Origin of the sequence: Pseudarthrobacter sp. SL88 (assembly GCF_026672455.1) — a bacterium.
Taxonomy (GTDB): domain Bacteria; phylum Actinomycetota; class Actinomycetes; order Actinomycetales; family Micrococcaceae; genus Arthrobacter.
Map to the genome: position 1 here is coordinate 1,452,878 of NZ_JAPPRD010000001.1, position 14,210 is coordinate 1,467,087.

The window sequence follows — 14,210 nt, forward strand, 5'->3', positions numbered from 1 at the left end:
TCGCGGCGGCAGAAACATTTCCCATCCGGCAGGGCGAGGCCGTAGACTTAGTTCGAGTCAAGTTGACTATAACTAGCGCGGGAGCCCTGAAAGGGTCTTGTGGCTGATGAAATGAAAGGCGGTGTGGCCATGTTCTCCAGTTCGGCAAACGTTTCTGAACGCCAGGCCGCGCCGCCCTCGCTGGCAATCTCGACAGTCATTTTCGCGCTCCGTCCGAGTGAGACCTCCGGCCGGCCCACCCTCTGGCTGCCGCTGGTCAGGCGGATCCGAGAGCCATTCAAGGGGCTGTGGGCGCTTCCCGGCGGCCCGCTGTCGCATGACGAATCGCTGCAGGACGCCGCGTCACGGAACCTCCGGGAAACCACCGGGCTGGCCCCCAGTTACCTGGAACAGCTGTACGCCTTCGGCGGGCTGCACCGGTCACCTTCGCAGCGCGTGGTGTCCATCGCGTACTGGGCCCTGGTCCAGCCCACGGAAGCGGCGCTCGCGGACGAATCGGAGAACGTGCGGTGGTTCCGTGCGGACCGGCTGGGCGAGCTCGCCTTCGACCACAACGCCATCGTGGACTACGCCCTCTGGCGGCTGCGCAACAAGCTCGCCTACGGCTCAGTGGCCTACCACCTGCTCGGCGAGTACTTCACCCTGGCACAGGTCCGGGAAGTCTATGAGGCAGTCCTGGACCGCCAACTGGATCCGGCCAACTTCCGCCGCCAGCTCAAGGCAACACCGGAAATCGAAGAAACCGGCGAATACCTCCAAGGCGGCAAGCACCGCCCGCCACGCCTCTACCGCTACACCGGCCGGCCCGGCCTCGACCCAGACAACAGGAGCACACCATGAGCAGCGTCAACACAGCCATCCAGCTGATCACGCGCGAGCAGGCTGAAAACGGTGCTGCCCGCGGCAGCACCTGCAGCCCTGCCCTTGCCAAGGGGCCGTGGGACTACGACCTCGCCGAAGCCCTGGCCGGCATCCCCGCCTACGGTCCCGGTGCCTCCAGTGCGGACGTTGCCCCGGCAACCACCCCCCGGCAGGGCCAGCTGCCGGAGGAGTACAAAAAGGCCACCGACGCCGAGCTGGCGGCCCGCATCCTCGCTGCGAAAGCCACGCTGGGCGACCGGGCCGTGGTCCTGGGCCACTTCTACCAGCGGGACGAGGTCATCCAGTACGCGGACTTCGTGGGCGATTCCTTCCAGCTGGCCAACGCAGCCCTGACCAGGCCCGAGGCCGAAGCAATCATCTTCTGCGGCGTGCACTTCATGGCCGAAACGGCGGACATCCTCTCCACCCCGGAGCAGGCCGTCATCCTGCCCAACCTGGCGGCGGGCTGCTCCATGGCGGACATGGCCGACGCCGATTCGGTGGAGGAGTGCTGGGAACAGCTCGCCGAAATCTTTGGCACGGAGCCCGACGCCGACGGCCGGGTTCCGGTCATCCCCGTCACCTACATGAACTCCTCCGCAGCCCTCAAAGCCTTCTGCGGCGAGCACGGCGGCATTGTCTGCACATCCTCGAACGCGAAGACCGTCCTCGAATGGGCGTTCGAGCGCGGCCAGCGGGTGCTCTTCTTCCCGGACCAGCATCTGGGGCGGAACACCGCCAAGGCCCTGGGCGTGCCGCTGGAGCAGATGCCCATGTGGAATCCGAACAAGGATCTGGGCGGCAACGCAGAACAGCAGCTGCTGGACTCCAGGGTTATCCTGTGGCACGGGTTCTGCTCCGTGCACAAGCGATTCAGCGTGGCGCAGATCGAGCAGGCCCGGGCAGAGCACCCGGGTGTCCAGGTCATCGTGCACCCCGAATGCCCCATGGAAGTGGTTGACGCTGCCGACTCCGCAGGTTCCACCGACTTCATCAAGAAGGCCATTGCCGCCGCCACCGAGCCCACCACCTTCGCGATCGGCACGGAGATCAACATGGTGAACCGGCTCGCCGCGGAGTACCCGCAGCACACCATTTTCTGCCTGGACCCTGTGATCTGCCCCTGCTCCACGATGTACCGGATCCACCCCGGCTACCTCGCGTGGGTCCTGGAGGAACTCGTGGCAGGGCGTGTGGTCAACCGCATTACCGTCGATGATGCCGTCCAGGACAACGCCCGGACCGCCCTTGAGCGCATGCTCGCCGCGAGGCCCTGATGAGCCGCCGGCTTGCCATCGTCGGCAGCGGTATCGCCGGGCTGTACGCCGCCCTGCTGGCATCAGATGCCGGTGCGGACGTGGTGCTGCTGACCAAGGGCAGCCTGGAGCACAGCAATACCTGGTACGCCCAGGGCGGGATTTCGGCGGTACTGCCGGAGCCAGCTCCGGGCGACACCGTGGCGGCACACATCGCAGACACCCTGCGCGCTGGTGCCGGGCACTGCAATGAAGCCGCCGTCCGGCTGATGTGCATCGAGGCCGGCAGCGACATTGCCGCGCTGCAGCAGTTCGGGGTCCGGTTTGATTCAGGGCCCGACGGCGGCCCGGCCCTCGGACTGGAAGCAGCACACAGTGCGCCCCGCATCCTGCACGCCGGCGGCGACGCCACCGGCGCCCGGACCGCCGGCGCGCTGATCGGCGCCGTGCTGGCCCGGGCAGCCCGGGGGACGCTCACCGTCCACACCCACGCCCACACCACCGCCCTGCAGGAGCGCAACGGGCGGGTGACCGGCGTCGTATACCTGCAGGACGGGATGCTCCGGTCCCTGGACGCGGACGCCGTCCTGCTGGCTACCGGGGGAGCAGGCCGGCTGTTCGGCCAGACCACCAACCCCGCTGTGGCCACCGGCGACGGCCTGGCGCTCGCCGTCCGCGCCGGGGCCGCCCCCGCAGACCTCGAATTCTTCCAGTTCCACCCCACCTGCCTTGTAGCCGCCGCAGCTCCCCGGCCCGGCCGGCTGGACGGGCCATTACTCATCTCCGAAGCCGTGCGGGGCGAAGGCGCCGTCCTGGTGGACGCCAGCGGCCGCCGCTTCATGAAGGCCTATCACGCGGACGCCGAACTGGCCCCCCGCGACGTCGTCTCACGCAGCATCGCCCTGCACTTGGCCAAGCTCGGAAATCCCGGCGGCCATGTCTACCTTGACGCCAGGCCCATCGAGCAAGCCCAGGGTGCAGGCTTCCTGAGCCGGCGTTTCCCCACCCTGACCCGGAAAACCCTCGACGCCGGTATTGACTGGAGCCGGGAACTGGTCCCCGTCGCCCCGGCGGCGCATTACTGGATGGGCGGCATCGCCACCGACCTCCATGCCCGCACCAGCATCCCCGGGCTCTATGCCGCAGGGGAGGTTGCGTGCACCGGAGTCCAGGGGGCAAACCGGCTGGCCAGCAACTCCCTCCTTGAAGGGCTGGTCTTCGGCCGCCGCGCCGTTGAAGACTTCCTGGAGGGCAGTTCCGCAGAACCCTCGGCGCCTGCGCTCGCGCCTCGCTCCGGCGAACGCCTCGCACGCTCGGCGGCCGGCGCGGACCCTCACGCGACAACGGCGCTTTCGGGACCTCCGGAACTGCCGCACGCTTCCGCACCCCTGCCACGAAACGCGAGGCCGCACCTCGCGGTCCCTGCTGCTTTGGAAGGCGAAGCGGACCGCCCAATATTGCAAGGCGGGAGTTGGCCGTCCAGCTTCGGTGCGGGAGGTGCAGAGGACGGACTGGAGCCCTTTTCCCGCGAGGGTCTTCGGTCGTTGATGACTGCCAAGGCCGGGGTGCTGCGGTCCGGGGAGCTGTTGGCCGGGGCTGCCGGCACCCTGGCGCGCTGGGCCGCCGTCGCGCGTCCCGATGCCGTGCCTGAATCTGCGGACCCCGCCGTGCATGAAGACCACAACCTGCTCCTGGCCGCGCAGCTGCTGGTCTCTGCCGCACTGGCGCGGCGCGATTCCCTGGGCGCCCACTACCGCAGCGACGAAACTGTCGAGACCATCCCACTCCGGCCGAAAGCGAGCCTCTCCCATGACTGAACCCACCGTGATCGGGTACGTCCGCACCAACGCCGACCTCGGCCTCACCCTTCCGCCGGCACCCGTCCGCGACATCCTGGAGCGCGCCTTCGCGGAGGACGCACCGGCCGGTGACATCACCTCCCAGGTGCTCATCCCCGCCCAGGCCCGCGCAACAGCCGTACTGAACGCCCGCGTGGCCGGCGTCTTCAGCGGCGCCACGGTGTTCCGGGACGCCATGCAGCTGGTGGATCCGGCCACGGACGTGGACCTGCTGGTACGCGACGGGCAGGCGTTCGACGCCGGCACTCACCTGGCCCGCGTCAGCGGACCGGCGCGCTCGGTGCTGCTCGCCGAACGGGTGGCACTGAACCTGGTCCAGCGGATGTCCGCCATCGCCACCAGGACTGCCGAGTTTGTCCGGCTCGCCGAGGGGACGCAGGCCCGCATCACCGACACCCGCAAGACCACCCCCGGGCTGCGGATCCTCGAGCGGTTCGCCGTGCGCTGCGGCGGGGGAGCGAACCACCGCTACAGCCTCTCGGATGCCGTGCTCGCCAAGGACAACCACCTGGCGGTCATGACCGGCGGCGACCCCGCCAAACTCACCGGGCTCCTCCTGGCGGCGAAGGCCCAGCTGGGCCACACTACGCACTTTGAAGTGGAGGTGGACCGGATGGACCAGATCGAACCCGTCCTCGCGGCCGGGGTAGACACCATCATGCTCGACAACTTCAGCCTCGATGAACTGCGCGCAGGGGTTGCCCTGGTGGCCGGGCGGGCCCGCGTGGAGGCCAGCGGCAACGTGAACCTTGGCACCGTCGCCGCGATCGCCGCGACCGGCGTGGATATCATCTCCATTGGCGCCCTCACCCACACCGTCGCCGCCCTTGACCTCGGCCTGGACGTGGAACTGACCGTCGGGTGAAGCCATGATCTTCCTCGACGCCGCCGCCACCACACCCGTCCGCCGCGAAGTCCTGGAGGCCATGTGGCCCTACCTGACCGGTGACTTCGGAAACCCCTCAAGCCACCACAGCCTGGGGGAGTCGGCCGCTGCCGCGCTCGCCGGTGCCCGGGCCTCCGTGGCCGCGGTCCTGGGGTGCAGGCCGGGCGAGCTGGTCTTCACGTCAGGGGGCACCGAGGCGGATAACCTTGCCGTCAAGGGCATTGCCCTGGCCCGGCAGGCGGCGAACCCCGCCCTGAACCGTGTGGTGATCAGCGCCGTCGAGCATCCCGCCGTGGAGGAATCCGCCAGGTACCTTGAACGCTTCCACGGCTTCTCCGTTGACGTGGTGCCTGTGGACGGTGCCGGGCAGGTGACGCCGGAAGCGCTCATGCCGCTGCTGGGACCGGAAACAGCGCTGGTCAGCATCATGTACGCGAACAACGAGGTGGGCACGGTCCAGCCGGTCCCGGCCGTCGCGGAGCTGGCCCGCGGGCAGGGCGTCCCCTTCCATACCGACGCCGTCCAGGCCGCCGGCTGGCTGCCGCTGGACACCGCTGCTCTGGGCGTGGACGCCCTCAGCATCTCCGGCCATAAGCTCGGTGCCCCCAAGGGCTGCGGCGTGCTCTACGTCAGGGGCCGGGTCCGCCTGGAGCCGGTGCTCCACGGCGGCGGCCAGGAACGCGGACGCCGGTCCGGCACCGAAAACATTGCAGGGGCCGTGGGACTCGCCACCGCACTTGCCCTGGCGCAGGCCGCGCAACGTGAACAGGCCGGGCGGGTCTCGCGGCTGAGGGACGCATTCATTGACGCCGTGCTTACGGGAGTGCCGGAAGCCATCCTTACCGGCCACCCCGCGGAGCGGTTGCCCTCGGTAGCATCCTTCTGCTTTCCCGGAACCAGCGGCGAATCGGTCCTGCTCGAACTCGAACGCCAGGGTGTGATGTGTTCCAGCGGTTCTGCATGCGCGGCGGGTTCGGATGAACCCTCTGCCGTGCTGACGGCCCTTGGCATTCCCCGCGAAGTGGCGCAGACGGCTGTCCGCTTCAGCTTCGACGCGGCGGTGACCGGCGAAGACCTGGACACTGCTGCCAAAGCCGTCAGCTCGGCCGTGGCCGGAGTGAGGTCACTCGGCACCAACTGATCCGGTGGTCCGGCTAGCGGTGCCGCGCCCGGCGGAAGATCCAGTGGCGGAGCAGCGTGAACCGGACCGCCGTGGCCACGAACCCGGACAGGGTGGTGGTCAGCAGCTCGTCCCGCACGGTGGCCTCCGGATTGATCCAGTGCAGCACGCCCAGGCTGCCTCCGGTGATCAGCAGTGCCACGACGATCACCACCAGCCCGTTCAGGTGGTCGCTGGCCCGGCGCTGGGTCCCGGAGATCTTGAATGTCAGCCGGCGGTTCAGCGCGGTGTTCAGCAGGGACGTCAGGACCAGGGCAACGGCGTTTGCCGGTTGCGGGCCGATCCACGGCCGGAGCAGGGCGTAAAGCGCCAGGGATGCGCCGGTGCAGATGATCCCTACGCCCGAGAAGCGGAGGAATTGCCGGACCACCGGAAACCGCAGGATTCCGCGGCGGCGCAGGGCGGCCGGCTTGCGGCGGGAGTCCTGCTGCTCCTGGACGGCTGCCGGCGCGCTGGTGGAATCCATCCGTCCACCCTGCCATACCGGGAGCACCGTCCCGCTTCAGTCCGCGGGCGCGGCGTAGTGATTGGTGCCGAAGGCCAAGCGGCGCCCGGGCTCTCTAAGCGTCAGTAGAGCTCGCCCGCCGGGATCTCCACGGCCAGCCGGTTGGACGGGCCGGGCAGCGGGCAAGCCCAGGCATCGTTGTAGGCGCAGGACGGGTTGTAGGCAAAGTTGAAGTCAAGGACGAACGTGGCGTGGGGGCCGGAACCCTGCACTCCGTGGAACGCGCCCTTGATGGTGTCCAGCAGGTACCTGCCGGCCCCGTAGGTGCCGCCCGGCTGGCCCGCTGTGGCATCACGGAACGGCACGAAGATACCGCCGCCGTATCCCTTGAGCTTCCACACGGCCAATTGACCCATCTCGGGAAGGTCGAAGGTGCCCAGCCGGACAAAGTTGACTACGCCGTCGGTGCCCGTTTCCACGCTCATCTCCCGGCCGGCGCCCTCGTTGGTGAGGGGAACATGGAACCGGTAGATGGGATCGTAGTCAGCGGTCTTCAACCCGGAGAACTGCGCCTTGTCCGCGGGCGTCAGCGCCGAGGCCGGGTGGGTGGCAAACATCAGGTCGCGCTGATGGCGCCAATACGAATGCGCTTCCGCCGGGTTATCGGCGGCGATCCGGCGCACGTTGTCGTAGAGGGCGAAGGTCCGCAGCCTCCAGTCGGCGACGTCGACTGCGGACATTTCCGCCAGGTTCTCTTCGTCCATGCCCTGCTGCCCGTGCGCCATGTCCCCAGCCTAGCCGTATGGCGGCGTCCCTAGGGCGCAATGAACGACGACGGCACCTCCGGCGGTTCCATGGCTGCGGTGCGATGGGTGAAGTGGGATGCGGTGTGCGCCTGCGTGCGGCGCCGGGAACTCCACGCGCCTGGGCGGCCGGACAGCCTGGCGCCGATAGGCTGGCTGCATGGAAGCCAGTGGAACAGCAGCAGTACCGGCGCGGGGCCCGGCCAGGGCGGGGTCACTGGTCGTCCTGACGGTGGGTGCCCTGCTGCTTGCCGGGTGCAGTGGCCCGCAGGCAGGCGGATCCGGTTCTGGCTGGACCACGCAGGCGGAGCCCTCGACCGGTGCGGCGGGTGCGCCGACGACGGCGCCGTCAGGCACGACACCCTCGGGTGGCATGCCGGGCCCGTCAGGCGAAGACGGTGCTTCCGGCACCGCTTCAGCCGAACCGCGGCCCGCGGCCACCGCGGCGACGTGGAAGACTTTTGCCGATCCTGCCAGGACGGTCAGCTTTGAACTTCCCCAGGACTGGATCGCCCAATCAGTCCAGCCCGAGGACGGAACCCTTCCGGGTGCGTTGAAGATCGAGGTGAAGAAGCCCGACGGGACCTTCATGGCCGCGCTCCGGACCGGCCTGCCGCCGTCGACCGCCGAATGCCCTGAAGGTTCGCGCCGGCCCTACACGGTGATCAGCAGCGTTCCCGTGTCCCCGGGCGCCTCCGCCGGGTCCGGGGAAGGCACCATCCCGCCCCGGGTGGTCTTCCGGGTGATCCAGGGCTACCGCTACTTCGGCTCCTACGGCATCACCAACCTGGTGGGCGGGGCCGGCAACCAGGCCTGCGAGCTGCGCAACACCGTCCGCGGTCCGGCCGGCAAAGGTGACTGGTCCTTCGGCGACCTGGTGGCTCTGAAGGCTTTTGCGCCTGATGAGAAGGTGGCTCCCGCCAAGGCTTTTGACACCCTTGGCGCGGCGGCCGCGTACGCCGGGGAGAGCCCGGACTTTGCCAATGTCCAGCGGATGCTAATGTCGCTGGAGATCAAAAACTAGTCCCGTCGCCGGCCCCCACAGGGCGCCAGGGCACGGCACTGCTTTCCAACGCCGACACCCCCGGAGATTCATGGAACGCTCTGTTTCCGCACGCCTGGCCTTCCGCACCGCGGCGAACACCAAGGTGGCCATGGCCATTGCCGCTGCCAGGAACAACGGATACTCGTCCTTCGAGGAATCCCTGTCGGTGCTGGCAGGCGGGGAGGAAGTCCCGCTGACGGAAATCTCCGACCACCACGGCGGCCGGTTCCACTACATGGAGTTCGCCGACCCCACCGATGTCACTGTCGAATACTCAGCCACAGTGGCCGGCCGCGCCCAGCCGGAGGGCGCAACGCTGGCGGAACAGATCCGCTACGTCCGGCCCAGCCGGTATGCCGAATCTGACCGGCTCCTCCCCACCGCCTACGCGGAATTCGGGGGACTGCACGGGGAGGAACTCGTCCAGGCCGTCAGGAACTGGGTCTACGGCGAACTCCGGTACATCAGCGGTTCTTCCCGTGGCACCGACGGCGCGGTGGAAACACTGCTGCACCGCCGCGGAGTATGCCGGGATTTCGCCCACCTGGCCATCGCGCTGCTGCGGTCCAAGGACGTCCCCGCACGGCTTGCCGCGGTCTACGCTCCGGGGCTGTCACCCATGGATTTCCATGCCGTGGCAGAGGCCTACGTTAACGGTTCGTGGCGCATCATCGACCCCACGGGGCTGGCCCCGCGGGAGTCGATGCTGCGCATCACCGCCGGCCGTGACTCGTCCGATACGGCTTTCCTGTCCACGGTGGGGGGAAGCCTGACACTCAACCAGCTCCGCGTCACCGCAGTGGTCAACGGTACGCTGCCGGTTGAGGATCCCGCCGCCCGGGTGGCGCTGGGCTGACCTGTCCCGGACCGGTTTGTCGCTGGCCGGCTCAGGTCCTGCCCGGCGCCCCTACCGCGGCAGCTGTCCCAGCGAGTTCCGGAGTTTGTCCGTGAGCCGGCGCAGTTCCTTTTGCTCGTCGGGACTCAGCGCCGGCGCCACCAGGGCGGAGATGTCGCGGACGTGCTCACGGCCGATCTCCTTCTGGAGCTCCCGGCCTTCGTCGGTGAGCTTGAGCAGCACACCCCTGCCGTCCTCCGGCGCGGGCATCCGGGCCACCAGGCCGCGTTTTTCCAGCCGCTCCACCAGCCGGCTGAGGCTGGACTGGCTGAGCAGCACGTTGTCGTTGAGCTCGTTAAGCCGGAGCCAGCCCGACGGGCAGCGTGACAGGGTGAACAGGACATCGTACTCATTCACCGCCAGCTTCCGGAACGCCGGGCCGGACTGCAGCCTGCGCATCACGGCCACCTGCGCCCGGAACAGTGACTCCCAGGTTTCCGCGGCGAGCCGGACGGGGGAAGTGGATTGGCTGGTTGCCATTACGCCTCCGCCGTGGCCTTTTCGGCGTCCTGGGCTGCCAGGTGCGCCGCGACGCGGGATGCGTGGGTGGGTGCGTCCGGCACGTGGGCGGGCTTGCGGTCCGCGTACTCCTTGCGGAGGACGGGCAGGACTTCCTCGCCAAAGAGGTCCAGCTGTTCCAGGACTGTCTTGAGCGGGAGGCCGGCGTGGTCGATCAGGAACAGCTGGCGCTGGTAGTCACCAAAGTGTTCGCGGAAGCTCAAGGTCTTCTCGATGACTTCCTGCGGGCTGCCCACGGTCAGCGGAGTCTGGGACGTGAAGTCCTCCAGGGAGGGTCCGTGGCCGTACACAGGGGCGTTGTCGAAGTACGGACGGAATTCCTTCACGGCGTCCTGGGAGTTCTTCCTCATGAAGAACTGCCCGCCGAGGCCGACGATCGCCTGGTCTGCGGTGCCGTGGCCGTAGTGCTCGTACCGCTCGCGGTAGAGCCCGATCAGCTGCTGGTAGTGCTCCTTGGGCCAGAAGATGTTGTTGGCGAAGAACCCGTCACCGAAGTAGGCCGCCACCTCGGCGATCTGCGGTGTGCGGATGGAGCCGTGCCACACAAAGGGGGCCACGCCGTCGAGCGGGCGCGGGGTGGAGGTGAAGTTCTGCAGCGGAGTGCGGAACTTGCCGGACCAGTTGACGGTGTCTTCGTCCCAAAGCTTGCGCAGCAGGCTGTAGTTCTCGATGGCCAGCTCCACGCCGTCCTGGATGTTCTTGCCGAACCACGGGTAGACAGGGGCGGTGTTGCCGCGGCCCAGCACCAGGTCCACGCGCCCATCGGACAGGTGCTGGAGCATGGCGAAGTCCTCGGCGATCTTCACAGGATCGTTCGTGGTGATCAGCGTGGTCGCCGTGGACAGGGTGATCCGCTCGGTCTGCGCGGCGATGTAGGCGAGGGTGGTGGTGGGGGAGGATGAGAAGAAGGGCCGGTTGTGGTGCTCGCCCAGGGCGTAGACATCCATGCCGATCTCTTCGACCTTCCTGGCGATGGCCACCGAGGCCTTGATGCGCTCGTTCTCGGTGGGGGTGCGGCCCGTCGTGGGGTCCGTGGTGATGTCGCTGACGCTGAAAACACCGAACTGCATGATGTGCCCTTCCGTTTCCTGGACTTGCTGGCTTGGTTCCAGTGTAGTCCAAATTAGATGCATTTGCATCTATCGACGGATACAACGCATCCATGCGGGATTTATTCCGTTTGTGTCAGTCGGGGCTGCCGGGCGCGGCGCGGCGTCCGCTGACCCTCGGCACATCGCCGGTGGTCCAGTCGCGGAACTCGGCATCGACGTCGGCCGCCGGCTCGAATTCCGGCTGTGCCTGCAGGTCGCGGAGGAGCGCCTTCCGTTCGCGCCGGCCCTCCACGAGCCGGTACAGGACAGGAACGAGGACCAGGGTCAGGGCTGTGGAAGAGACCAGGCCGCCGATCACCACCACTGCGAGCGGCTGCGAAATGAAGCCGCCGCCGCCGGTGAGCCCCATCGCCATCGGCGTCAGCGCGAAAACTGTCGCCAGTGCCGTCATCAGGATGGGCCGGAGGCGTTGCCGGGCGCCGTGGGTGATGGCGTCCGCGACGTTCATTCCCGGCGAGGTTGTTCCGGCAGGGCCGGTTCGTGGCTGCCGGTACTGGTTGATGAGGTCGATCAGCACGATGGCGTTGGTCACCACGATGCCCACCAGCATCAGCATGCCGATCAGCGACGGCAGCCCCAGGGGAACGCCGGTGACCAGCAGCAGGGCAACGGCCCCTGTGGCGGCGAACGGCACGGACACCAGCAGGATCAGCGGCTGGATCAGGGACTTGAAGGTGGCCACCATGATGACGTACACGATGGCGATCGCAGCCAGCAGCGCCAGGCCCAGCTGCCGGAAGGACTCTGCCTGCTGCGTGGTGGCACCGCCGATCTCGGCGGTTACGCCCGCTGGCAGCTCGACGCCCGCCAGGCGGCCCTGTACTTCGGTGCTGACGGCACCCAGGTTGGATCCCGACGGCGTCACGGACACCTTTGCGGTGCGCTGGCCGTTGCTGGCCGTGATGGACACCGGAATATCCACCTGTTCCACGGACGCAATGCTGCCCAGGGTCACAGGCCTTCCGGCGGCCGGCAGCGGGATGTTCCGGACGGCGTCGATGCTGGTGAACCTGGTTCCCTGGCCGATCCTCACCGGGAAGTCGTTGGTGTCGATCCGGACAGTGCCGGCAGGGACCGGGCTGATGGTGGCTGCAAGGACTCCCGCCACCTGCTCCTCATTCAGGCCTGCCGCCACTGCCTTTGCCCGGTCCACCTTGACCTGGACCACCGGCTGGCTCGCGGCGAGGTTGGTTTCCACCTCGCTGGTGCCCGGGACCCCCGTCATGGCTTTCACCATGGCGTCGCTGGCTGCCTGCAGGTCCTGGGTGCTGGCAGCCTTGAGGGTGATGTCCACGGTGGAGGAAGTGCCGAAGCCGCCCTGCTGGGTACCCACGGACACCTTGCCGGAGTCCGGAACCTTGGCCAGCTCAGTGCGGACCGTTTCCTGCAGCTGGTCCTGGTCCGCCTTCTCATCCGTCACCACCGTGAAGGTTGAATTCGACGAGCCGGAGGACACCAGTGCGGCGAACCCGGCCTGCGCATTGCCGGAAGTGACCTGAACGTCCTTGATCCCGTCAATTCCGCGCAGCACTTCTTCGAGGCGGACGGCTGCGGCGCTGGTCTCCGCCAAGCTGGTACCGGCCGGAAGCACTTGGCGTACGGTGAGGCTGTTCTGGCCGGAGTTGCCCAGGAGGTTGGTGGCCAGCAGCGGGGTCATGGCTGCCGTGGCGCCCAGCACGAGCACTGCGGCGACCAAAGTCAGCACGGGGTGTTTCTGCGTCTTGGTGAGGATGGGCAGGTAGCCGCGCTGGAGCCGGCCGCGCTGTTCCTTCTCCTGCGCCGCTGCCCGGGCGGCGTCGGCGTCGGCGCGTGCGCCGGCACCGGACGGCGCGGGGCTCATGAGGAACCAGTAAGCCAGCACCGGAACGATTGTCAGGGACACCAGCAGGGACGCCAGCAGGGCGATGGTGACCGTCAGGGCGAACGGCCTGAACAGCTCGCCGGCCAGTTCGCCCACGAAGGCGATGGGCAGGAACACGGCCACCGTGGTGAGGGTGGACGCGGTGATGGCCCCGGCTACTTCACGGATCGCGGTGAGGATGGCGGTGACCTTGTCCTCGCCGTAGGTAAGGTGCCGCTTGATGTTTTCGATCACGACGATCGAGTCGTCCACCACGCGGCCGATCGCGATGGTGAGGGCGCCGAGGGTGAGGATGTTCAGGGAGTAGCCGGTAGCCGAGAGCCCGATGAATGTGATGAGCAGGGACAGCGGGATGGATACCGCGGTCACCAGGGTGGAACGGGCCGACATCAGGAAGACCAGGATGACCGCCACGGCGAACCCCAGCCCCAGCAGGCCCTCGGTGGTGAGGTCCTTGATGGACTTTTCAATGAAGGGCGCCTGGTCGAAAACCGGGGTGAAGGTGGCGTTGGAGCCAAGCTCCGCTGCCAGCTCATCCAGGCTGTCCCGCACCGCATGGGAGATGGCCACCGTGTCGCCTTCGGGCTTTTTGGTGACGGACAGCGCGAGGGTTTCGGCTCCATTGGTCCGGGTGATGGACGTGCGTTCGTCGTCCTTGATGGCGACGTCGGCCACGGACCCGATAGTGGCACCGTCCTTGGCGCCGGACACCGGAAGGGCTTTGACGGCGTCGAGCGAGTCGACCGGACTGCCGATCTGCAGCGAGAGCGTTTTGCCCTGCTCTTCCAGCGTGCCGGCCGGGACCAGGGCTCCGTTGTTGGAGAGCGTGTCGCGGAGGGAGGCGATGCTGGCACCGGACGCAGCCATCGCCTCGGGGCGCGGAAGGATCTCGATGTGCTGGGTGGCGCCGCCGGTGACATCGGCGCCGCGGACGCCGTCGATCTTCTGCAGCCGGGGAACGCTCAGCCGCTGGAGATCGGTGTTGAGTTCGCTGAGCGGCTTATCCGAGGACACCGCCAGGAAGACGATCGGGAAATCGCTGATGCTCCCGGCGATGGCCTGCGGCTGGACGTCGGCCGGCAGGCTGCGCTTGGCGTTGGAGATGGCCCGGTCGATCTGGTTCCGTGCCCGGTCCAGGTTGGAACCGTAGGTGAACACCATCGTGATCTGCGAAACGCCGTTGCGGGACGTGGAGGAGGTGGATTCCAGCCCCTCCACGCCGTTCAGGGCTGTTTCGAGCGGACCGCTGACCTGCTTGTCCACCACCTCCGGCGAGGCCCCCGGCATGGAGGTCAGCACGGTGATCTGCGGAAACTCAATGGACGGGATGAGTTCCTGCTTCAGCGACGACATGGTGATCACGCCGAAGACAGAAGCGAAGATGGTGATCAGCGCGATCAGCGCCCGGTTCGCCAATGAAAGGTGTGCCAGCCGAAACATTGATGGTCTCCTGGAAGGGTTGGTGACTGGATCCCGGTAAGCCAGCCA

12 protein-coding genes are annotated in these 14,210 nt (G+C 67.8%); 7 read left to right on the plus strand and 5 right to left on the minus strand.

Annotated elements, in window-relative coordinates:
* Positions 1–129: 129 nt before the first annotated feature.
* From OVA06_RS06685 to OVA06_RS06705, 5 genes are read left to right on the plus strand one after another with little or no spacing between them, the layout of a single operon-like run.
* Positions 130–840, plus strand: coding sequence for an NUDIX hydrolase (locus OVA06_RS06685; protein ID WP_200937959.1), 711 nt, complete (start codon positions 130–132; stop codon positions 838–840).
* On the plus strand, positions 837–2,138 hold the full coding sequence (nadA, locus tag OVA06_RS06690; protein ID WP_268157154.1) for a quinolinate synthase NadA: 1,302 nt from the start codon (positions 837–839) through the stop codon (positions 2,136–2,138). Before OVA06_RS06685 ends, nadA begins: the two co-directional genes overlap by 4 nt.
* A complete protein-coding gene (gene nadB, locus OVA06_RS06695; RefSeq protein ID WP_268157156.1) occupies positions 2,138–3,934 on the plus strand; it encodes an L-aspartate oxidase in 1,797 nt (598 codons plus the stop codon). The genes nadA and nadB overlap by 1 nt, the downstream gene beginning before the upstream one ends.
* Complete coding sequence (gene nadC / locus OVA06_RS06700; protein WP_268157158.1) at positions 3,927–4,841, plus strand: carboxylating nicotinate-nucleotide diphosphorylase; 915 nt, start codon at positions 3,927–3,929, stop codon at positions 4,839–4,841. Before nadB ends, nadC begins: the two co-directional genes overlap by 8 nt.
* 4 nt (positions 4,842–4,845) lie before the next feature.
* Positions 4,846–6,003 (plus strand): cysteine desulfurase family protein, encoded by a 1,158-nt coding sequence (locus OVA06_RS06705; protein ID WP_268157161.1) that lies wholly within the window; start codon positions 4,846–4,848, stop codon positions 6,001–6,003.
* A 13-nt stretch (positions 6,004–6,016) separates the two neighbouring features.
* Here the strand turns inward: OVA06_RS06705 and OVA06_RS06710 are convergent, their stop codons facing one another.
* Positions 6,017–6,508, minus strand: a complete 492-nt coding sequence (locus OVA06_RS06710; protein WP_268157163.1) for a GtrA family protein — start codon at positions 6,506–6,508, stop codon at positions 6,017–6,019.
* A 101-nt stretch (positions 6,509–6,609) separates the two neighbouring features.
* On the minus strand, positions 6,610–7,272 hold the full coding sequence (locus tag OVA06_RS06715; RefSeq protein ID WP_056085243.1) for a DUF1684 domain-containing protein: 663 nt from the start codon (positions 7,270–7,272) through the stop codon (positions 6,610–6,612).
* A 178-nt stretch (positions 7,273–7,450) separates the two neighbouring features.
* Between OVA06_RS06715 and OVA06_RS06720 the strand changes: the two genes are divergently transcribed.
* Together OVA06_RS06720 and OVA06_RS06725 are read left to right on the plus strand one after the other, a co-directional pair.
* On the plus strand, positions 7,451–8,314 hold the full coding sequence (locus tag OVA06_RS06720; RefSeq protein ID WP_268157165.1) for a hypothetical protein: 864 nt from the start codon (positions 7,451–7,453) through the stop codon (positions 8,312–8,314).
* Positions 8,315–8,384: 70 nt separating this feature from the next.
* Complete coding sequence (locus OVA06_RS06725) at positions 8,385–9,191, plus strand: transglutaminase-like domain-containing protein (RefSeq protein ID WP_268157167.1); 807 nt, start codon at positions 8,385–8,387, stop codon at positions 9,189–9,191.
* 51 nt (positions 9,192–9,242) lie between these two features.
* Here the strand turns inward: OVA06_RS06725 and OVA06_RS06730 are convergent, their stop codons facing one another.
* From OVA06_RS06730 to OVA06_RS06740, 3 genes are all read right to left on the minus strand, one after another.
* Positions 9,243–9,710 (minus strand): MarR family winged helix-turn-helix transcriptional regulator, encoded by a 468-nt coding sequence (locus OVA06_RS06730; RefSeq protein ID WP_056085250.1) that lies wholly within the window; start codon positions 9,708–9,710, stop codon positions 9,243–9,245.
* Positions 9,710–10,819 carry an LLM class flavin-dependent oxidoreductase gene (locus tag OVA06_RS06735; RefSeq protein ID WP_015937467.1) on the minus strand — a complete coding sequence of 370 codons (1,110 nt, stop codon included), beginning with the start codon at positions 10,817–10,819 and terminating at the stop codon, positions 9,710–9,712. Before OVA06_RS06735 ends, OVA06_RS06730 begins: the two co-directional genes overlap by 1 nt.
* 115 nt (positions 10,820–10,934) lie before the next feature.
* The gene (locus OVA06_RS06740; RefSeq protein WP_268157171.1) at positions 10,935–14,162 is read right to left on the minus strand and encodes an efflux RND transporter permease subunit; all 3,228 of its coding nucleotides are present in this window, start codon (positions 14,160–14,162) and stop codon (positions 10,935–10,937) included.
* Positions 14,163–14,210: the final 48 nt, after the last annotated feature.

Excerpts from the sequence above, each read along its gene's own strand:
- OVA06_RS06685 (WP_200937959.1), top strand. The coding sequence starts at position 130 with ATGTTCTCCAGTTCGGCAAACGTTTCTGAACGCCAGGCCGCGCCGCCC.
- nadA (WP_268157154.1), top strand. The coding sequence starts at position 837 with ATGAGCAGCGTCAACACAGCCATCCAGCTGATCACGCGCGAGCAGGCT.
- nadB (WP_268157156.1), top strand. The coding sequence starts at position 2,138 with ATGAGCCGCCGGCTTGCCATCGTCGGCAGCGGTATCGCCGGGCTGTAC.
- nadC (WP_268157158.1), top strand. The coding sequence starts at position 3,927 with ATGACTGAACCCACCGTGATCGGGTACGTCCGCACCAACGCCGACCTC.
- OVA06_RS06705 (WP_268157161.1), top strand. The coding sequence starts at position 4,846 with ATGATCTTCCTCGACGCCGCCGCCACCACACCCGTCCGCCGCGAAGTC.
- OVA06_RS06710 (WP_268157163.1), bottom strand. The coding sequence starts at position 6,508 with ATGGATTCCACCAGCGCGCCGGCAGCCGTCCAGGAGCAGCAGGACTCC.
- OVA06_RS06715 (WP_056085243.1), bottom strand. The coding sequence starts at position 7,272 with ATGGCGCACGGGCAGCAGGGCATGGACGAAGAGAACCTGGCGGAAATG.
- OVA06_RS06720 (WP_268157165.1), top strand. The coding sequence starts at position 7,451 with ATGGAAGCCAGTGGAACAGCAGCAGTACCGGCGCGGGGCCCGGCCAGG.
- OVA06_RS06725 (WP_268157167.1), top strand. The coding sequence starts at position 8,385 with ATGGAACGCTCTGTTTCCGCACGCCTGGCCTTCCGCACCGCGGCGAAC.
- OVA06_RS06730 (WP_056085250.1), bottom strand. The coding sequence starts at position 9,710 with ATGGCAACCAGCCAATCCACTTCCCCCGTCCGGCTCGCCGCGGAAACC.
- OVA06_RS06735 (WP_015937467.1), bottom strand. The coding sequence starts at position 10,819 with ATGCAGTTCGGTGTTTTCAGCGTCAGCGACATCACCACGGACCCCACG.
- OVA06_RS06740 (WP_268157171.1), bottom strand. The coding sequence starts at position 14,162 with ATGTTTCGGCTGGCACACCTTTCATTGGCGAACCGGGCGCTGATCGCG.